Annotated in this window: 22 protein-coding genes; 9 read left to right on the forward strand and 13 right to left on the reverse strand. The window is 42.2% G+C overall.

The genetic code is table 11. The features are described from left to right. Positions 1-243: 243 nt before the first annotated feature. The 13 genes from K941_RS0106910 to K941_RS0106970 form a co-directional block, all read right to left on the reverse strand. Positions 244-1,326: an SPOR and LysM peptidoglycan-binding domain-containing protein gene (locus tag K941_RS0106910; protein ID WP_167539590.1), complete on the reverse strand. Its 1,083-nt coding sequence runs from the start codon at positions 1,324-1,326 to the stop codon at positions 244-246. Between the two features lie 160 nt (positions 1,327-1,486). After that, entirely contained in the window at positions 1,487-2,782 is a 1,296-nt protein-coding gene (locus tag K941_RS0106915; protein WP_029103047.1) for a bifunctional folylpolyglutamate synthase/dihydrofolate synthase, read from the reverse strand. 125 nt (positions 2,783-2,907) lie between these two features. Continuing rightward, positions 2,908-3,795 carry an acetyl-CoA carboxylase, carboxyltransferase subunit beta gene (gene accD / locus K941_RS0106920; RefSeq protein WP_029103048.1) on the reverse strand — a complete coding sequence of 296 codons (888 nt, stop codon included), beginning with the start codon at positions 3,793-3,795 and terminating at the stop codon, positions 2,908-2,910. Positions 3,796-3,865: 70 nt separating this feature from the next. Continuing rightward, entirely contained in the window at positions 3,866-4,684 is an 819-nt protein-coding gene (gene trpA / locus K941_RS0106925) for a tryptophan synthase subunit alpha (protein WP_029103049.1), read from the reverse strand. Positions 4,685-4,708: 24 nt separating this feature from the next. Continuing rightward, the gene (locus tag K941_RS0106930) at positions 4,709-5,308 is read right to left on the reverse strand and encodes a hypothetical protein (RefSeq protein WP_029103050.1); all 600 of its coding nucleotides are present in this window, start codon (positions 5,306-5,308) and stop codon (positions 4,709-4,711) included. A 65-nt stretch (positions 5,309-5,373) separates the two neighbouring features. Continuing rightward, positions 5,374-5,787, reverse strand: coding sequence for a type II toxin-antitoxin system VapC family toxin (locus K941_RS15025; RefSeq protein ID WP_051225936.1), 414 nt, complete (start codon positions 5,785-5,787; stop codon positions 5,374-5,376). Continuing rightward, positions 5,784-6,041 (reverse strand): hypothetical protein, encoded by a 258-nt coding sequence (locus K941_RS0106940; protein ID WP_029103051.1) that lies wholly within the window; start codon positions 6,039-6,041, stop codon positions 5,784-5,786. Before K941_RS0106940 ends, K941_RS15025 begins: the two co-directional genes overlap by 4 nt. Positions 6,042-6,049: 8 nt before the next feature. After that, entirely contained in the window at positions 6,050-7,252 is a 1,203-nt protein-coding gene (trpB, locus tag K941_RS0106945; protein ID WP_029103052.1) for a tryptophan synthase subunit beta, read from the reverse strand. A gap of 158 nt (positions 7,253-7,410) precedes the next feature. After that, entirely contained in the window at positions 7,411-7,680 is a 270-nt protein-coding gene (locus tag K941_RS15030; protein WP_036387762.1) for a PIN domain-containing protein, read from the reverse strand. Further along, positions 7,677-7,928 (reverse strand): hypothetical protein, encoded by a 252-nt coding sequence (locus K941_RS0106955; RefSeq protein WP_019520372.1) that lies wholly within the window; start codon positions 7,926-7,928, stop codon positions 7,677-7,679. Before K941_RS0106955 ends, K941_RS15030 begins: the two co-directional genes overlap by 4 nt. Before the next feature lie 8 nt (positions 7,929-7,936). After that, positions 7,937-8,689 (reverse strand): SDR family NAD(P)-dependent oxidoreductase, encoded by a 753-nt coding sequence (locus K941_RS0106960; RefSeq protein WP_029103053.1) that lies wholly within the window; start codon positions 8,687-8,689, stop codon positions 7,937-7,939. Positions 8,690-8,718: 29 nt separating this feature from the next. Continuing rightward, on the reverse strand, positions 8,719-9,057 hold the full coding sequence (locus K941_RS0106965; protein WP_029103054.1) for a hypothetical protein: 339 nt from the start codon (positions 9,055-9,057) through the stop codon (positions 8,719-8,721). Between the two features lies 1 nt (position 9,058). Continuing rightward, positions 9,059-9,715: a phosphoribosylanthranilate isomerase gene (locus tag K941_RS0106970; RefSeq protein ID WP_029103055.1), complete on the reverse strand. Its 657-nt coding sequence runs from the start codon at positions 9,713-9,715 to the stop codon at positions 9,059-9,061. A gap of 313 nt (positions 9,716-10,028) precedes the next feature. Here K941_RS0106970 and gdhA point away from each other — a divergent pair, with 313 nt between their 5' ends. The 9 genes from gdhA (at position 10,029) to K941_RS15040 (ending at position 19,972) form a co-directional block, all read left to right on the forward strand. Beyond that, entirely contained in the window at positions 10,029-11,369 is a 1,341-nt protein-coding gene (gdhA, locus tag K941_RS0106980; RefSeq protein WP_029103056.1) for an NADP-specific glutamate dehydrogenase, read from the forward strand. 324 nt (positions 11,370-11,693) lie between these two features. Continuing rightward, complete coding sequence (locus K941_RS0106985) at positions 11,694-12,722, forward strand: aspartate carbamoyltransferase catalytic subunit (protein WP_051225937.1); 1,029 nt, start codon at positions 11,694-11,696, stop codon at positions 12,720-12,722. 164 nt (positions 12,723-12,886) lie between these two features. Further along, positions 12,887-13,291, forward strand: a complete 405-nt coding sequence (locus K941_RS0106995) for a nucleotidyltransferase substrate binding protein (protein WP_029103058.1) — start codon at positions 12,887-12,889, stop codon at positions 13,289-13,291. Further along, complete coding sequence (locus K941_RS0107000) at positions 13,284-13,580, forward strand: nucleotidyltransferase family protein (protein ID WP_019519549.1); 297 nt, start codon at positions 13,284-13,286, stop codon at positions 13,578-13,580. The genes K941_RS0106995 and K941_RS0107000 overlap by 8 nt, the downstream gene beginning before the upstream one ends. 67 nt (positions 13,581-13,647) lie before the next feature. Then, positions 13,648-14,118: a tetratricopeptide repeat protein gene (locus tag K941_RS16370; protein WP_051225938.1), complete on the forward strand. Its 471-nt coding sequence runs from the start codon at positions 13,648-13,650 to the stop codon at positions 14,116-14,118. After that, on the forward strand, positions 14,096-14,437 hold the full coding sequence (locus K941_RS16375) for a tetratricopeptide repeat protein (RefSeq protein WP_051225939.1): 342 nt from the start codon (positions 14,096-14,098) through the stop codon (positions 14,435-14,437). The genes K941_RS16370 and K941_RS16375 overlap by 23 nt, the downstream gene beginning before the upstream one ends. A gap of 14 nt (positions 14,438-14,451) precedes the next feature. Next, the gene (locus K941_RS0107010) at positions 14,452-15,594 is read left to right on the forward strand and encodes a dihydroorotase (protein ID WP_029103059.1); all 1,143 of its coding nucleotides are present in this window, start codon (positions 14,452-14,454) and stop codon (positions 15,592-15,594) included. Between the two features lie 259 nt (positions 15,595-15,853). Continuing rightward, positions 15,854-18,100 carry a TonB-dependent receptor domain-containing protein gene (locus K941_RS18030; protein ID WP_036387765.1) on the forward strand — a complete coding sequence of 749 codons (2,247 nt, stop codon included), beginning with the start codon at positions 15,854-15,856 and terminating at the stop codon, positions 18,098-18,100. Between the two features lie 336 nt (positions 18,101-18,436). After that, positions 18,437-19,972 carry a mechanosensitive ion channel gene (locus K941_RS15040; RefSeq protein WP_036387767.1) on the forward strand — a complete coding sequence of 512 codons (1,536 nt, stop codon included), beginning with the start codon at positions 18,437-18,439 and terminating at the stop codon, positions 19,970-19,972. Positions 19,973-20,082 lie beyond the last annotated feature (110 nt).

Here is a 20,082-nt window from a genome sequence, read left to right on the forward strand (position 1 = left end):
TTTTAGTGCAAATACCAAAGTTTAACACGCCCTACACAAATTTATTGATAAAAATACCAATCAATCCCACCAAACTTGTTTTGTGATAAAACCATCAATCCTTATCGCTCATCACTTATTTTTGTAAGATTTTACAGCCCATTCATCCCACCAAAAAAAATCGCACAACTTCATCGGTCATGCGACTATATTTTATCACGGTTAATCAATCACAATAATCAATTTATCCAAACCCTCTTAGAGCTACTGCACACGTTTTACCCATGCACCACTGCCGTCCACACGACTGTCGTTTTTGATTTTGTCACGCAAAGCGGCGGCGGCGTCTTGGTTTTTCTCTGAACCGACCAGCACTCGTACGCCACGACTGGTCTGACTGGTGCTGACCTTATAGCCAGCGTCTTCGTATTTTTTGGCAAGCTCATCGGCTTTGGCTTGGTTGTCAGCCAGCGACACCTGCACGCCATAGCGGGCATTACTGTCGCCGTCACTACCCTTTTGGCGGGCTTCTTTTAGGCGTTTATCAGCACTGGCGGCGGCGGCTTTTTGAGCTTCTCGCTCTTTGGCTTCATGTTCTAAGCGTGCTACTTGTGCTTTTGATGGGATTTTGATGGTTTTGCCAAGCGGTAGGGGGTCGTGTCGCCCCATGTTGTTGGCTTCGGCAAGGACGGAGACAGGCACGCCATACTGACGAGATAGCTTAATCAAACCGTCGCCACGCACCACTTTGTGCTGACCATTATTGGCATTTTGTGGGGCTTCATCACGGGCTTTTTTGGCTTGTTCTTTTTTCTCTTTCTCGGCTTGTTCTTTTTGGGCTTTTAGCTTATCCGCCTTGGCTTTTTCGTCCTGTTCTTTTTTGGCTTTTTCTTTGTCGTCTTTTTCACGCCGTTCTTGCTCTTTTTTGGCTTTTAGCTCTTTTTCTTTGGCAAGTTTTTCCAAACGTTCACGCTCTGCCTGTGCCTTGGCGACAGCAATGGCTTCGGGGCGTGTCTCCACCGTCAACGTGTCGGCAGGCGTGGCTGTGGCTAGGGCTTTTTGCTCAGCGGTTGCCTTATCAAGAGCCAGTTGCTGGGCTTTTTCTTGGGCTTCGATGAGTGCCATGGCTTCTTTTTCTTGGGCAAGCGTGCGAGCTTCTCGAGCTTCTTGTTTGGCGGTCAAAAGTTTGCTCTCGGTCGCCATGTCCACGGTCAAAGGCTCAACGGTCGGGCGAGCCACACCGTCATCGACAGTGGTCACCACGCTGTCTGCTAAGGGGGTGGTCTTAGCAGTTTGTACATTTTGGGCGGTGTCGCTTTGTCCTTGATTGACGGCATATAAAATCACACCACCACCCAAAACCAAACTTAATCCTAATAATAACTGTTTTGGAATCATCGTCTTATCACGTCTGTTAGTAATGTTTTTATTTTACCATAAAAGACAATAAAGCCAATCGGATTTATCTTGATTTTACAATTTTCTTAGACAGAACATGGGTTGTCCGCTACCCCAACGCAATCAAACTCTCGCCTATCGTATGAAACGAGCCAAAACACAAAATCACGTCATCATGAGTCGCCTGCATCTCTACACCCTCTACCGCTTGGGCAATGCTGTCATGGGCATAAACAGTACTGTTTGGCAAATGCGTGGTGATTTTGGTGTGTAGCTCATCCACTGCCACGGCTCGCACACTATCAATCTTACCAATATGCCAAGCGGTGATGGGCAACTCAAAACTGCCAATCAAGGCTAATACTTCATCAATGTCTTTATCAGCAAGCATGCTAAATAAAAAATGCAATTTGGTATTTGGATTACTGTTTTTAATATTTTGCCAAAAAGGGATAAATGATGTCATCAAAAAGCTAATGCCATGCGTATTATGCCCCACATCGAAAATCCATTGTTTGCCATTTATCATTCTTTTGTCAAATCGCCCTGATAATTTGACATTGTTTAAGCCATTTTTAATATCGTCTATGCTGATGGTTAATTCACTTGCCAATATCGCACTGATGGCATTACTGGCATTCATCAGGGCGATATTTGGTTTGGGTAAATCTAATGCCATCGCCCCATTGGCATATATCCAATCTTTATCATGTGCTTGATAAATAAAGTCCTTACCATATTGATAGTATTTGGCGTTTTTGTCATGAATCATTTGGGATACGCTATTAGGCATATCACGCTCGCCATATATAACAGGCATATTATCACGGATAATCCCTGCTTTTTCAAAACCGATTTTTTCTCTATCATCGCCCAGCCAATCAATATGGTCAATGCCGATATTGCTAACCACGCCAATATCAGGGTCAATGATATTCACCACGTCAAGCCGTCCGCCCAAACCAATCTCTAATACCCAAACATCGCATTTTAATTCTTTAAAAATCCAAAATGCCGATAACGTCGTCATTTCAAAAAATGATAAAGAGACATTGCAGTCCGTGCGAGCTTTTTCACAGGCATTAAAGGCTTTTATCAATAACTCATCATCAACATCTACCCCACCTATTTTAATGCGTTCGTTAAAACTTATCAAATGGGGGGATTGATATAGGGCGGTTTTGTAACTAGCTTGGGTGCAAATCTCGCTGATGAGAGCGGTGGTCGACCCTTTACCATTGGTGCCTGCAACTGTGAACACATAAGGGCGGTATGGCAAGTCGTCTTTTAAAACGCCCAACGCTTGGGCGACAGGTAGCACACGGTCAAGCCCCATGTCAATGGCTGAGACGTGAATGTTGCCCATATAGTTGAGCCATTCGGAGACGGTTTGGAGGGTGTTCATGGGTGTTTTTGGTGTTAAAAATTTGGGGTATTGTGCATGATTTTTGGGGTTTTTTCAATAAAATTTAAGGGCGTTAAAAGAAAAACCCCATTTAGCAAGCCAAATGGGGTGTTATGCGTGATGATTTAGCTCACATTCGGCAATTTCATCATCTTGGTCAGCAGTCTATACACCGTATCCACAAGCTCATGGCGGTGTACCACCATATCCACCGTGCCTTTGTCGAGCAAAAATTCGGCACGTTGGAACGGCTCGTCAAGCACTTCACGCACAGTCTGTTCAATCACACGCTTACCTGCAAAACCAATCATCGCACGTGGCTCGGCAATATGCACATCGCCAAGCATGGCAAGGCTTGCTGTAACCCCGCCATAGACAGGGTTGGTCAGCACCACGATATACGGCACGCCCGCCAAACGCAAGCGTTCGATGACCGCAGACGTGCGAGCCATTTGCATGAGTGATAATAAGCCTTCTTGCATTCTTGCCCCACCGCTAGACGCAAAGCAGACCAGTGGTTTACGCTCGGCAAGGGCTTTTTCGCCCGCCATGACAAACCTATCGCCCACCACCGAACCCATAGAACCGCCCATGAATTTAAAATCAAACGCACAAGCAATCAGCTCCAAATTCTTGATTTTGCCATTCATGACAATCAAGGCTTCACTCTCGCCCGTGGTCTTTTGGGCTTCACTCATACGCAAAGGATAAGGCTTGGAATCTGTGAATTTTAAGGGGTCGCCTGCTTGGTAGTTTTGCCCAAGCTCGCCTGTAATGCTGTCAAAAAACCACGCCAACCGCTTACGAGCCGACATTGTCAAATGGTGGTCGCAGTCGGGGCAGACGTATTGATTAAAAATCAAGCTGGTGTTGGTCGTCAGCGTGTGGCAATTTGGGCATTCTGTGGACGGCTCGGTCTCCACCGCAGACGGCTGAACGATACGGTCTCGCTTGATAGACGGTACAGGGCGGTTTAGCCATGTGGTTGGCGTTTGGGCTTGGGTGTCAGTCATGGTATTCCTAATTCAATATCCAAATAGGCATAGTTTACAGTTGTTTTGATGATTTGGCAAATGGTTTTTGTTAAAGGCCATCAATGGCTTGGCGTAACTCGTCCATTTTTGAAAGCACCTTATCAATGGCAAGCTCCAACTTGTCCTTGTCATCACCCACATCGGCAAAATGACGCACCAATTCACTACCGACAATCACACCATCGGCAAATTTTGCCACCGCTTTGGCACTCTCGCCATCTCGTATGCCAAAACCCACGCACACAGGCAGGTCGGTATCCGCCTTAATCGCTTGCACTTGGCGAGCCACTTCGTCAGTATCCAAAGCCTTTGAGCCTGTTACGCCCTTAACCGAGACATAATAAATAAAGCCAGAACCTCTGTTTAGCACCGCTTTTCTACGCTCGCTTTGGGTCGTGGGGGCAAGTAGGAAAATTTGGTTAATCTCTTTATCAGCGAGTTTGGCGGACAAATCATCAGAAGTTTCATTGGGCGGTAAATCCACCAGTAGCAAGCCGTCCACGCCATTTTGCTCGCACAACGCCAGAAAATTATCATAACCGATAATCTCCACAGGGTTAAGATAGCCCATCAATAAAACTGGCGTGGTGCTGTTGGATTTTCTAAATTCACCCACCATTTGCACGGCTTGGGTGGTACTCGTCCCAGCATTTAAGGCTCGCTCGCCAGCCAATGAAATGACCTGCCCGTCCGCCATCGGGTCAGAAAATGGTAAACCAATCTCAATAATATCCGCCCTATGAGCGACAAGCTTGTGCATTAAATCCACCGTAACGGACGGATTTGGGTCGCCTGCCATAATATAAGGGATTAGGGCTTTTTTGTTTTGCTGTTTTAAAGTCGCAAAAGTTTGGGAAATTCGGGTCATTTGGATTCTCTCTTTTTACACAAATTAAAGTTGTTTGGCAACTTCTAATTTCATCAATATTCTTGCCTTTGGTTTAAAGGTTAATTGCAATGGATTGTCTTTATTTGATGAATTTAAATGTTGTAAATCATCATAAGTCTTGCCGTTAATTCTTAATTTATAAGTATAACGGCATTTTTGGTATTTGGAGTTGCAAGAATCGGGGTTATTTTTATCATCAAATACCAAATAATAAATCTTTTCGCCACGATAAAGTTCATAATAAAAACGATAACTATCGCTCACAACCGTTTGATGATTTTCAAAAAGTGGATAATAAATACCATCTGTCAAATCAGCAAACAACATCAAAAATACCACAGGGCAAGCCAATACCGCCAATAAATCTTTAAAATCTTCCCATAATGTCTCATTGCCTTTTTTAAGCTGTGTCAATGAAAAATAAGCCACAGCTGGCAATAGTACAAGCATTATCAGACTGGTTGATATTCTAGATAAAACACCCCAATAGCCTTCTTGCACACCCACATATGACCTGCCAAGCATGGCATACATCATAAGCCCAAAGAATGCAAAAACCAACACGGTCAAAATCTTTGGGACAGGTTTATTCTCTTCGGTCATGGTTGCAGTGCTTGAATTTTTTAAATTTTAAAGCGATTTATTATATGATTTTTTTGGTGTCATTTTTAATCACTTGGATTTTCTACCATAATTCCACATTGCTTATCAATTTTATTGGCTTTTTTGTCAAAACTTAATAATTTTGCGTTATCAAATTGCGTGGTTTGATACACAATAATACCGTCCGCAAAATCGCCATTTTTTTCCAAAAACCTTAAAGAAAGTTTTACAGCCGATACATTAACAATCTGAACATTTGGCAAATTCAATAAAGTAAGCATAATAGATAAGATTATCATATTATCCACTTTCATTGTCTTTTTTAATACCCAATATAACTCACACAAAGTCTCTGATGTGATAACAAGCTGACAATCCTTATTTTCAAAATAAGGCGTTACAAGCTCGGTTTGATTTTTATCATCATCATGAAAATAACGCAATAAAACATTGGTATCCACAACAAAAGTTTGGTTCATGACATCATTGCCCTTTGCATAATACCTTGATGAATGCCATTTTCAATATCTTCATCAGTCAAAGGTTTTGGGTAATGCTTATTTAAAATCCCCTTTAATTGGCGAATATCATCATAAACCATGGGTTTTTGTAGCTTGGTTTCAATGGTAATGACATTGGCTTTATCTTGATGTTGCCCGATAAAGCCTTCTATGACCGTTTTTAACTCTTCAATCAGATGATTTTCAGCTATTACAACAAGTTGTGATTGCATAACACCCCCTAAATCTCAATCCCGTCAATATTCATCACCGTATGCAAATCTTTATCGCCACGCCCTGATAAATTGATGATAATGGATTTGTCTTTGTCCATTGTTTTGGCAAGTTTTAGCCCATACGCCACTGCGTGCGAGCTTTCTAATGCAGGGATAATGCCCTCACATTTGGTCAAAATACGAAAGGCTTCTAACGCCTCATCATCATCAATTACCACATAATTCACACGCCCCATATCCTTTAAAAAGCTGTGTTCAGGACCGACCCCTGGATAATCAAGCCCTGCTGATATGCTGTGCGTTTCTATGATTTGTCCGTCATCGTCCGCCATCAAATAAGTGCGATTGCCGTGCAGTACGCCCACACGCCCTGCATTTAACGGAGCCGAATGCTTGCCCGTCTCAATGCCGTGTCCGCCTGCCTCCACGCCATACATCTGCACATCTTTATCGTTCAAAAACTCATAAAATAGCCCCATGGCATTTGAGCCACCGCCCACGCACGCCACCAGTGCGTCAGGCAATTTGTCTTCAAATTCAAGGTGTTGCAAACGAGCCTCACGCCCGATAATCGCCTGAAAATCACGCACCAGCATCGGATACGGGTGCGGGCCTGCCACCGTGCCAATCACATAATAAGTGTCGTCCACATTGGTTACCCAGTCTCGCATCGCCTCATTCATCGCATCTTTCAATGTGCGAGAACCACTTGTTACAGGCGCGACTGTCGCCCCCAAAAGTTTCATACGATAGACATTCATTTTTTGGCGTTCTACATCGTCCGCCCCCATATAGACCACGCATTCTAGTCCAAGCCGTGCCGCAATCGTAGCGGTTGCCACGCCGTGTTGCCCTGCCCCTGTTTCGGCGATGATGCGTTTTTTACCGACCAGTTTCGCCAAAAGTGCTTGCCCAATGGTGTTATTGACCTTGTGTGCGCCTGTGTGGTTTAAATCTTCTCGTTTTAGATAAATTTTTGCCCCACCTGTCTTTGCTGTTAAGCGTTTGGCAAAATACAAAGGTGTGGGACGACCGACATAATTCACCAAATCGTCATTATATTCTTTCCAAAATTCTGGATTATTTTTAACGCTTAAATAAATGCGTTCTAACTCTTCTAACGCACTCATCAATGTCTCGGACACAAAACGTCCGCCATGAATGTCAAAATGCCCTGTGGCGTTGGGGAATTGGGTGTAATCTGTCATAAGTTTTTGCCTTTTGAATTATTTGTTTAAGGGGATATGTGCTATATCAAATTTTTGACAAAGTTTATGTAACTTCTTGTCAAAAGTTAATAAATTAGAATGCTGAAATTTTGTTGTAGAATAAGCAATCACACCATCCGCAAAATCACCATTATTTTTCAAAATTCCATTGAAAAATTAACCACTTCTTTATCAAAATCAATATGGGATTGTGCCAAAATTCCCTTTAATACTTTTACAATATAAGCATTAGGAAATTTTAGTTTCTTTTTCATAATCCAAACCATTTCACACAATGTCTGAATGGGTAGATATAACTGATAATTTGGATTGGTTAAATAAGATTTTGCAATAACAAACTGATTGTCATCATCTTGTAATAAATATCGCATTAAAACATTGGTGTCAATAATATAAATATCAGTCATGACATCATTGCTCTTTCACAAATGGCATCTGTAATGGCATTATCCATTTCTTCATCAGAAATATAGCCATTAGTATAAGGCGACAAAATTCCTGCCAAATCTTCAATGGAGTTAACCTCTGGTAAAGGTTGCAATTCATCTTGCACATTTGTTTTGACAGAGATAATCTCTTTTTTAGGGAAATTGGCAATCACAGCCAAAATACTATCTACAATATGATTTTCTGCGGTTAAAGTCAAAGTCTTCATAAAAAATCCTATAAATCCTTCACCACCGTCAATCCCGCAAAGGTCTGAGCGGTTGGCATGACTTCTAGTCGGTTAATGTTAATATGTTTGGGCTGATTGATAAGCCATAATACCATATTACTAATGTCTTCGGGGCGAATAAATTCCACATTTTCATAAACCTTGCCCGCACGGTCATCATCGCCATGAAAACGCACGTTACTAAATTCTGTGCCACCGCACAAACCAGGTTCTATGTTGGTAACTCGCACTTTTTTGCCAATCAAATCGGCTCGCAAATTGAGACTAAACTGCGTAACAAATGCCTTAGTCGCCCCATAGACATTCGCTCCAAAATACGGATAATTGCCTGCCGTTGATGAGATATTGATGACATAGCCGTCATTTTTGGCAACCATAAATGGTAAAATCTCGTGCGTGATATTAACAAGCCCCAAAGTATTGGTATTTATCATTGCTTGCCAATCGCTAATATCCGCTTTATCGGCACTTTCTAAACCCAATGCCAATCCTGCATTATTGATAAGCACATCAATATTCGCCAAAATGTCATTAGGCAAAGTTTGCAAAGCCATTTTTGTGGCGGATATGTCGCCAATATCAAAGCACAGCGGAATAAAATTATCACCAAGCTCGTTTTTTAATTCATCAAGTTTATTTTGACGGCGACCTGTGCCAATAACGGTAAAGCCGTTTTTAATACAATCAACGGCAATTTGTTTGCCAAAACCTGATGTTACGCCTGTGATTAGAATGTTCATTTGTTGCTCCATAAAAATAAAGATAATAATTAACTAACATAAGAAATATGTACAAAAACCACAAAAATAATCCAACACAAAAACAATATTAACCAAATTAACCTTCTATATCTAAAATACCAAAATCCAGAACCTAAACTTAGCATAAAACACGCAGATAAAAAATGAGTTTGTTTAATGGCTTCAACGCCTTCATGATAAGTGGTTCTAGCACCCCTAACACCGCTAATACTAATCGCCTGTTCGGTTAGGGCAATAAAAATCATCGTGCCAAATACTATCATTCCCAAAATACCAGCACACCAAATGATGATTTTTAGACTTTTATCGTGATTGTCTCGAATGATTGGTTTACCAATTTGACTCATTTTATTTTCCCATATTTTTTATAAACTCACTCATTTTAATTTCACACTTCACCCCCTTTTCCTTTTCAATCCCTCCACTCACATCAACACCTTTTATTTTTGCTATTAACGCTTTATTATTTACAATTTCGCCAATCGTATCAGGTGTTAACCCCCCTGCCAAATAAATCGGCAAAGGCGAATTGTCAGGGATTTTTGTCCAATCAAAGACAAGCCCCGTTCCGCCATACGCCGTATCACTAAAAGCATCCAAAATCACACCGCTTGCCCCACTTGTCTTTAAGGCATTGATTTGAGTTAAAATACTTGTGGCGGTGTCGTCATTTTTGACCCGAATGGCTTTTATCCAGCGTTTATTAACCGCACGAGCAAGTATTTGGCACTTAGCAGGCGTTTCATCACCGTGAAATTGCACAATGTCAAATGGCACTTCTTTTGCCAAATTGACAAGCTCATCTTGCCCCATATTGACAACTAACGCCACAATGGTGGTAAACGCAGGCACGGCTGACACAAGCGTCTTGGCAGTGGCAATGCTGACAGCACGGGGGCTTGGCGGATAAAACACCAGTCCCACCGCATTCACGCCAAGAGCAATGGCGGTCTGTAAATCGTCCGTGCGAGTAAATCCGCAGAATTTGACGGCTAACTTTTTCATTTTAACGACTTATTTATGGGGTAAAATTGTCTTAACTTACCATTATTTTGTGTGATTGTCTATGGTCTGTGAGACTATTTTCTAAGAGATTTTAATTTATAATAAAAATTAATTAAATATTCATTTTTTATGATAATTATCCAACAATCAATGACATAAAATCCTTGTTTTTTTGGCAAAAAGCAGGTATTATTAACTTCACTGATATATTCATTAATTTTTATGATATAAATCATTGTGGCGATAGCCATTAATTAAATCAATGAATGTACCTTTCACTCAATCCATACTTGACCAACCTAAGGAATATGCCATGACTATCCAGTCCGCCATCGCCAAAGTTGAGCAAAACTACGCTCATCAGCCAGAATTCATCCAAGCCGTCAAAGAAGTTGCCATGACCATTGAGAAGGTCTATGCCGACAACCCAAAATTTGAGACCCTACAAGTCTTTGAACGCCTATGCGAGCCTGATCGTATCATCTCTTTTCGTGTCAATTGGGAAAACGACAAGGGTGAGATTCAGGTAAACCGTGGCTGGCGTGTCCAATTTAGCAACGCCATTGGTCCATATAAAGGTGGTATCCGTTTCCACCCAACCGTAACCGAAGGCACCTTAAAATTCTTGGGCTTTGAGCAGATTTTCAAAAACGCCTTGACTGGTTTGCCCATGGGCGGTGCCAAAGGTGGCTCTGACTTTGACCCCAAAGGCAAAAGCGAGGCTGAAATCCGCCGTTTTTGCTATGCGTTCATGCGTGAACTTCACAAAAATGTCGGCAAAGACATGGACGTACCAGCAGGCGACATCGGTGTGGGCGGTCGTGAAGTGAACTATATGTTCGCGATGTACAAAAACCTAACCCGTGAATTTGAAGGCGTACTCACTGGCAAAGGCGTCGGTCACGGTGGCTCGCTCATTCGTACCGAAGCGACTGGTTATGGCCTCGTGTACTTCCTTGACAACATGCTAAAAGTCAATAACGAAACCCTAGAAGGCAAAACGGTGCTGGTATCAGGTGCAGGCAACGTGGCACAATACGCCGCCGAAAAATGCCTACATCTAGGCGGTAAAGTCATCACCTTCTCTGACTCAAAAGGCACGCTTGTGGATAAAGACGGCTTTACGGCAGAGAAAATCGACTGGGTCAAAAACCACAAAGCCAATGGTAAAGCACTCGCTGATTATGTGAGCGAGTTTGGCGGTGAATGGCTAGAAGGTCAAAAGCCTTGGCAGTTTGATGCTGATGTGGCTCTGCCTTGTGCCACCCAAAACGAAGTCAGTGAAGATGATGCACACGCCCTAGTTAAGCATGGTGTAAAATACGTTGCCGAAGGTGCAAACATGCCACTGACTGCCGAAGCCATCGATGTGGTGCGTGAGCATGGTGTTGCCTATGCCCCTGGTAAAGCTGCCAACGCTGGCGGTGTGGCGGTGTCTGGCTTAGAGATGAGTCAAAACTCGGTGCGTAAATATAAGTCGTTTGAAGATTTGGACTTAGAACTACAAAAAATCATGAAAAACATTCATGAAAGTGCGTTGGAGGCTGGCAAAAAATACGGCACAACCGAAGGTGCGATTGACTATATGACAGGTGCGAACGTGGCAGGCTTTACCCAAGTTGCCAATGCGCTGGTGGCGTATGGTTATCTGTAAATCGCTGACTTGCGTGAATTGTTAATAAAGAAAATCCGTCCAAATGGGCGGATTTTTCTATTATCTTAGTGCAGGTCTAGCTTTTGCATCTTTGCAATCAAAAATGAGAAAAATCGCCCATTTTCATTGCAAATACACAAAAGGCAGGCACGCCCTAATTTTGTGTCTAAAAATTACCAATTTTTTAAAAACATAATTTTATCTGCTAAAAATTAAATATAGTGCGATTGCTCTGAAAATACCATCAAGAAATATTCCCAAATTCTCCAAACTTTGCTAAAATGGCTTAATTTGTTTTTTTGGTAAGTAAAAAAGGATAAGAAAATGCATTCCACCCCCAGTCTAAACCTTAGTCCAAATGACCTAACCGCCAAACTGCACCGCTCCCAATCCGCCCCCCAGCTTACGCCTGACGGCAAACTCTGCCATTTTTTAAGCGTGGAAGGGTTAAACAAAGACATTTTGACCCAAATTATCCATAAAGCGGGTGGTTATTTGCTCCCAAATGGGCAAATCCAAAACTCCACCGAGCTTGACGGCTGTACGGTGATGAATTTGTTTTTTGAAAATTCCACCCGCACCCGCACCACTTTTGAAGTCGCCGAAAAACGCTTGGGGGCAAATGTCCTAAACCTTGACATTGCCAAATCGTCCACGAGTAAGGGCGAGAGCCTTGCCGACACGCTGTGGAATTTGCAGGCGATGACGGCGGATATGTTTGTGGTGCGTCATTATTCGTCTGGGGCAATGCATTTTATGGCTCAAAAGGTCTGCCCAAGCGTTGCCGTTATTAACGCAGGGGACGGTCAGCACGCCCACCCCACGCAGGCGATGCTAGATATGCTGACCATTCATCGTGAAGCCAAAAAGCCCTTTGACGAACTCTCCGTTGCCATTATTGGCGATGTTAAGCACAGTCGTGTCGCTCGCTCGGACATTTGTGCTTTGCAGACTTTGGGTGTGAAAGATTTGCGAGTGGTCGCCCCCAAAACCTTACTCCCCAAAGGCATTGAACGCTATGGTGTGTCGGTGTTTGACGATATGGATAAGGGCATTGCAGGCGTGGATGTGTTGATTGGACTTCGCATTCAAAATGAACGCATTGGTTCGCCCCTTTTGCCGTCCACTGCTGAGTATTTTAAAATGTACGGCATTACCGACAAACGGCTAAAACTTGCCGACAAAGACGCAATCGTAATGCACCCCGGCCCGATGAATCGTGGCGTAGAAATTGCCTCCGATGTGGCGGATGGCGTGCAATCGGTGATTTTAAAACAGGTTAATAATGGCATCGCTGTTAGAATGGCGGTAATGGCAATGGCAATGGAAGGGCAAAGAAGTTTGAGAAATTAAATAATGAAAAAGTTAATTTATTCTCATCAAAAGTCAAAGTCCGAAGTTTATGATTTTGTGATGAATTTACCAAAAGCCAACTATCAAAAAGACGGTTTAACCATTCAAAGGCAATTAAGAAATGAATGGTTAAAAAATTCTTGCAAATTAGCTGAGAAATAAAAATGATAATCACCCCTTTAAAAAACGCCACACAAAAATTGTCCGAAGGCTTAATTCGTTATCAATCCGATATTAACGATGAACAAATCCGAGATGGACTAATTCAGCGTTTTGAATTTACTTATGAATTAAGCCATAAATTTATCAAACGCTATTTGGAATATAGCTCGCCCACGCCTGATGATATTGATAAACTGGCATTTGGCGATATGATACGCACCGCCAATGAAATTGGGCTTTTGTTTGGCGACTGGTCGGATTGGCGAGTATATCGTGAAATGCGAAATTTGACCAGTCATAGTTATAATGAACAAAAAGCCCTACAAGTGGTTGCCAATATTCCAAAGTTTTTGACAGAAATAGAATTTTTATTAAATGAATTAGAAAACAGATTAAGCAATGACTGATATTTTATTAAGCGAAAGCGAAAAACGCATTGTACAAAACATTTTAAAAACCCATTGCAAAAATGCCAAAGTTTTTGCTTTTGGTTCTCGTGTGAATGGCAATGCCAAGCCTTATTCGGATTTAGATTTGGTGATTAAAGCGGACAATGCGTTGCATTTATCAGACATTGCGTGTCTAAAAGATGAATTTTGCCATTCGGATTTGGTGTTTAAGGTAGATATTTGTGACTGGCAAAGTTTGGACGATGATTTTAAAAGAAGTATTGAAAATGAGTTGGTGCTGATATGATGTTGGGTTTAATGGGCGTAAGGTGCGTATTACACACCTTACCAATCACTCATTTAAAAAGAGAACAATGATGTTTAAAAAACTTTCCCTATTAACCGCAGGGTTATTATTATCGGTGTCGGTATTTGCCAATGATTTGCAGGATTTAATTAAAAAGGAAAAAAATGGGGATATAGAATCACAAATAGAACTGGTAGATTATTATAGGCATAATCAAGATAATGTGAATTATTTGCATTGGTTGGAAAAAGTTGCCTATCAAGGCAATAAAATTGCACAATACAATCTTGGTCAAGCATATAGAGTGGGCGATATTGTCAAACAAGATTATGCACAAGCGATTGAATGGTATCTTAAATCCGCCAACCAAAATTATTCAGAATCTCAATTCGTACTTGGTAGTATGTATGAACATGCTCTTGGTGTTGAGCGAGATTACCAAAAGGCAATGGAGTGGTATTTAAGAGCATCTGACAATTATCATCAAGAAGCGATGTATAATATTGGTGTTATGTATGATATGGGAATGGGGGGTTGAAGAAGATAACAAAAAAGCAATAGAATGGTATCAGAAAGCGATTGAGTTAAACAATGAAAAAGCTCGCTATAATTTGGCGATAAAATATTTTAATGGCGAAGGCGTAGAGCAAGATTATGAGCAAGCAATGATACTTTATGCCATTTCCGCCACTCGGGATTATGCACCAGCTCAATATAATATGGCGGTTGCTCTTAATACAGGCATAGGTGCAGAGCAAGATATTCCATTGGCAAAAGTTTGGTTTGAAAGAGCTTGCGAAAATGGACTAGAATTAGGCTGTGAAGCTTACCAAGAATTAGTTAAAGAAGGCTACTAACAAAAGAGAAATTTATGAAAAACCTACTCCCCCCCACTTGGCAATCGCCAAACCTAACCAAAAGCGACACCAACGACAAATGGCTGATTCCGCCCATTGTGGATTTGTGCGGTGTGATTGCTAACGATGAACACGCCACGATAGAGAGCGAGAGCATTTCGGCATATCATAATGGCATTTTGCACATTTGTACACCGCCTGCCAGCTCTCGCCCACAGGACAACCCGTCTTTGATTGACAACATTCGCCACAAGGCAAGTAAATCAGGCGTCAAGCTCTATGCCATTGGAGCTTTGACCGCATCGCTTGGCGGTGAAAAACTTGCCAACATTGCAGGGCTAAAACCCAAAACGATAGCGGTGTCCAATGGGCGATGTGGGTTTGCCAGTGATGATGTGCTTTTGCGAGCGTTGGAATACGCCAAAACCTTTGATGTTCAAGTGTTTTTTTACCCAGACGAGCCGTCCTTGACCAAAAATGGCGTGGCTCACGATGGCTATGTGGCAAGCTATCATGGTCTTTCGGGCATTCCGTGGATTGCTGAGACGGTCGCCCTTGCCAAACAGCTCCTTATCGTGGAAGAAACGGGCGTGTCGGCTCATTTTAGCTGTCTTAGCTGTAAATCGTCTGTGGAGCTGATTCGCACCGCCAAGGCAAAGGGCTTGCCCGTTACCTGTGATGTGGCGATGCACCAGCTTCATCTGACGGACGATGCGATTGACGGCTACAATACTTTGGCGTTTGTCTATCCGCCCCTTCGCTCCGAGACCGACAAGCGGGCATTGATTAAGGGCTTGCAGGACGGCACGATTGATGTGATTTGTTCTCATCATCAGGCGGTTTCTATGACCGCCAAACTTGCCCCATTCCCCGAAAGTACGGCTGGGATTAGCAATTTTGATACTTTTGTCAGTTTGGGTTGTCAGCTGGTGGCGGACGGTATTTTGACGGCTGAACAACTGGTGGAAAAGATTTGCACCAATCCTGCCAAAATCGCAGGCATTGAAACGATTTATCACGAAAAAGGCGGGGCGGTGCTGATTGACTCAAACTGCGAATGGACAGTCAGCGATAAGACGATGTTGTCAATGGGCAAAAATACGCCGTTTATTGGGCAGGCATTGAAGGGGAGAGTGGATCGGGTGTTTTTTGATTGATTTTATAAATTAAAAAATCATTTACTATTTAAATTACCTATCAAATAAAAAGGCTTACTATATGTAAGCCTTTTTTGTTTATAAAAACTTAGCAATGGACATTATTTTACAAAGAAATAAAATTATCAAATAATAAAAAATATTATTTACTTTTAAAAATAAAAATGTTAATATTATTGCCAGTTTATTACCAATCCTTACATGATGTAGGGTTTGTTCCTTTGTTTTGATAGTTATATTTTGCTATTTAGGTGATTTTATGAAACAAAAAACCTTTGCACTACGTCATCTGACCTTTGCAGTCATTGGCACGATGACAGCGACCGTTGCCATGGCAAACACTGCCGAGAGTGGGCCGACGGTTGATTTGGGGCGTGAAGTGATTACCATTGACCGTCAAGGCACCAAGGTTAAGACAAACGTGGTAACTTTGCAAGAAAAAGACGAGTCTACCGCCACAGGACTGCGTGAGCTATTAAAGTCTGAACCTGCCATTGATTTTAGTGGCGGCAATGGCACATCATCTTATCTAACCATCCGTGGCATGGGTCAAAACTCTGTTGATGTTAAAGTGGATAATGCCTACTCTGACAGCCAAATCCTATATCACCAAGGTCGTCATATGTTAGACCCAAGTTTGGTGAAAATCGTCAGCGTACAAAAAGGGGCGGGGTCAGCCAGTGCAGGTATTGGTGCCACCAATGGTGCGATTGTTGCCAAAACGCTAGATGCTCATGATTTATTAAAAGACAGTGATAAAGATTGGGGTGTGAAAGTTAATGCGGGTTATAGCTCAAATGACGAACACAGCTATGGTGTTACAGGCTTTGGTAAAGCAGATAATTTTGATTTCTTGGTAAGTTACAACGAAGCCAGTCAAGATAACTACAAACCTGGTAAAAAAACAGGTCAAAAAGACAGTGCAACAGCACCTGGCAAATATCGTAGCCCCTACACTGCCAGCACAAACCCAGCTCCTGCCTCAGAATGTGCCTATCGTACTAAAAAAGATGGCACTATTACAGATACGTTTTGTAAAGACCCAAATCACCCCAGTGATGAAGTGGCATTCCAAGCAATGGATAAAGAAAGCTACTTAATTAAAGCAGGTTACAATCTGGGTGAACATCGTTTTGTACTTAGCCATTTTAACACAACCAATAAAGGTATGCGTAACGTACGTGAAGAATTTGATTGGGTTGTTATTCCAGGAGAGCTAGATACTTCAACCAAGGTTAAACTTGACAAAGAAGGTAATCCAAAGGCTGGCGCCATCAACTATGGTGGACATCGTAAATTATCCATGCAAAACACCAACCTCGAATACAAAGGCAAAGCAGGATTGTTGGGTGAGGCAGAAGCCAATGTTTATTTTATGAAAAATGAACGCAAATCTGGCAATGATAAATTCAGTGGTTATGCAGGCAATGTAGATGCTCCAAACGACACTTCGGTTAAAACCACAGGAGCAAATTTAGGTTTTGATAAATACATCAATGATGACACACTATTTAAATATGGTGCAAACTATCGCCATCAAGAAACCACCCCTAACCGTGCTCACAACGACAAACTACAAACCACTGAAAAAGACGATATTGGCGTTTATGGTGAAATTATTGGTAATATTGGCAATTTTACCCTAACTGGCGGTATGCGTTATGACCATTTTGACTATACCTCAGTATCGGGTAAAAAAGTGTCTGATGGTGCATTCAATCCAAGCGTAGGCATTATTTGGCAAGCCACGCCCGATCTTAGCTTCAATGCTGTGCACAACTACGCCACTCGCAGTCCACGTCTTGTAGATGCTCTGCTATCATCAGGAAGTCGTGCTGCTGATATTGCTGATGGTACAAAAGCAGAACAAGCCAAAAACACCGAGATTGGTTTTAACTACAACAACGGCAATCTATCAGTTGATGGTACCTATTTTTGGCAAGAGGTTGATAATCTGCTAACCAGTGGTACACGTCATCGCCTAGGTGATAAACATAATACAATCTTTAATGTAGGATTTGCCAAAAATAAAGGGTATGAAATCAATACTCGTTATAGATGGAATGGCTTGACAGCTCGCTTAGGTGTGGCTGAGAGCGATCCTGAATATCACAGTGGTAACAATGCAGAGGGCAACCCAATCCGCTTTGATAACCGTGAATTTGGTAGTACCATTGGTCGCACTTGGACAGCAGGTCTTGCCTATCGCTTTGCCAATCCAAATTTAGAAATTGGTGTCAATCACCGCAAAGTTGATGATGTAAAAGGTCAAAGTGCCTACATGACCCCAATCTCAGGCTCTCGTGGTAACAACTTAAATCTAATCAAGTATGGTTATGACGTAACTGACATTTATGCCAACTGGAAACCATTCAATAACGACAAATTAAATGTAAACTTTGCCGTTAACAACGTCGGTGATGAGTTCTACTATTCACATTCTGCTATCAATGGTTTGCCTGGTGCTGGTCGTGAATACCGTGTCGGTGTAAACTTCACTTACTAATCTTTTACCAATCCCACCCTAAATATTGTCCTTTTCTCCACCACCCAACTTTCATGTTTGAAGGTTGGGTTTTTAATCATTAAAACAAAGGATAAAAAAAGTTTTGTGAAAAATTGGTTATATCGCTAGCATTGTAGCGGGTGTCTGCGATAAACTGATGGTGGTAATGTGTTGTTTTGTTAATTTACCTTGGCTTTTGTAAACTTTGTGTCACTAAAAGCGGTTATCATGCTATTGTATTACAAGCAAGGCATAATTTTTGCAACGCTGTTAGCTGGATTTATTTTCCATTGTAAAAATTTATCTGTAATATTAGTTTTAATTTAAGGGGCGTATATGCATCCAAATTCTTTTATGGTATTTAACCATTACATGACCAGTCCGATAGGCTCGGTTATTGGGGCGATTTTGATTTTCTTGGTGGGCTATTTTGCCGCCTTAATTTTTGGCTCTTTGACCAAAAAAGTCTTAACCAAAATCAATCTTAATCAAAAAATGAACACTCAAACAGGCAAAAACTACGATTTGCATAGCCTACTTAGCAAAATCGTCTTTTGGTTTGTGTTTGTGATAGCCATCTCGGCAGCTCTAAATCAGCTTAATCTTGCCACCATCTCAGCACCGTTTGCCAACATGGTCAATCAAGTACTGCTATTCGTGCCAAACCTGCTTGCCGCTGCTGCTGTGGGTGTGATTGGCTGGGTGGTTGCCATCGTTGCCAAAAACGCCACATTGGCAGGTCTATCCAAAACCACGCTAGATGAGAAATTAGCTCAAGAAGCGTCAGTTAAACCCATGAGTGGCACGATTGCTGACATGGTGTATTGGCTAATTTTGCTTGTGGTGCTCACCATGGTACTGGGTCGTTTGGGTCTAAACGGACTATTCACACCACTGACCAACATGATTGATAAGATGTTTGCCTTTGTACCAAATATCTTTACCGCAGGCGTGATTTTCTTTATCGGCTTTGTTGTTGCCAAGATTGTTAAGGGCATCGTCTCTAACTTGGTCGGTTCGCTAAACATCCAAGCCCTAGCCACTCGTGCAGGTATCAGCGAGAAAAACAGCTTGCCAAATATCGCAGGTTCGCTGGTGTTCTTATTTATCATTGTGCCGTTTACCATTGCTGCCCTTGATGCCCTAAAAGTAGAAGCCATCAGTCGTCCTGCCACCAACATGCTTAATAAAATCATGTCCGCCTTGCCAAACATCTTTACGGCGGCGGCGATTTTGGTGGTTACGTACTTTGTGGTGCGTATGGTTGCCGACATCATCAAGGGACTACTTCAAAGCACCCAAGTGGACGCACTACCTGCCAAGCTTGGTGTACAAGAAGCCCTAGGCGAGCAAAAAGTATCAGGCTTGGTGCGTTGTGGTATCATCTTCTTTGCCATGCTGTTCGCGTCTGTGGCAGCCGCTGATGTGCTAGGCTTTGTCCAAATCAGTGACATCGTCACAAGCTTTATCCACTTTGGCGGTCAGATTATCCTAGGTGCAGTTATCTTGGTTATTGGTTTTTGGCTCTCTGGCATTGTTGCTGGTGTGATTGAGCGTTCACAGCAAGGCTCAAAATGCCTAGCCAACATCGTGCGTACGCTGATCATCGGGCTTGTGCTTGCCATGGGTCTAAAAGCCATGGGCATTGCTGATAGTATCGTCAACCTCGCCTTTGGTCTAACGCTAGGCTCTGTGGCGGTGGCGTTTGCCCTTGCCTTTGGTCTGGGCGGTCGTGAAGCAGCGGCTCGCTATCTGGCTCGTATGCAAGACAAGCTAGAAGCCGAAAGCGACAACAAAATCATCTTGCCAACCGATGAGACAACCAAAACAGAAGTATCATCAACGTTTGATAGCGATGATTTGAAAAAATAATCAGCTTATCATACAAAAACCCAAAAGTGTTATGCTTTTGGGTTTTTTATTGCCATAAAAAAGCAAGGTATGCTATGTACTGTACTAAAAACAAAAAAACAGCCCATTTG

This window comes from Moraxella caprae DSM 19149, from assembly GCF_000426885.1.
GTDB classification, from domain to species: Bacteria; Pseudomonadota; Gammaproteobacteria; order Pseudomonadales; family Moraxellaceae; genus Moraxella; species Moraxella caprae.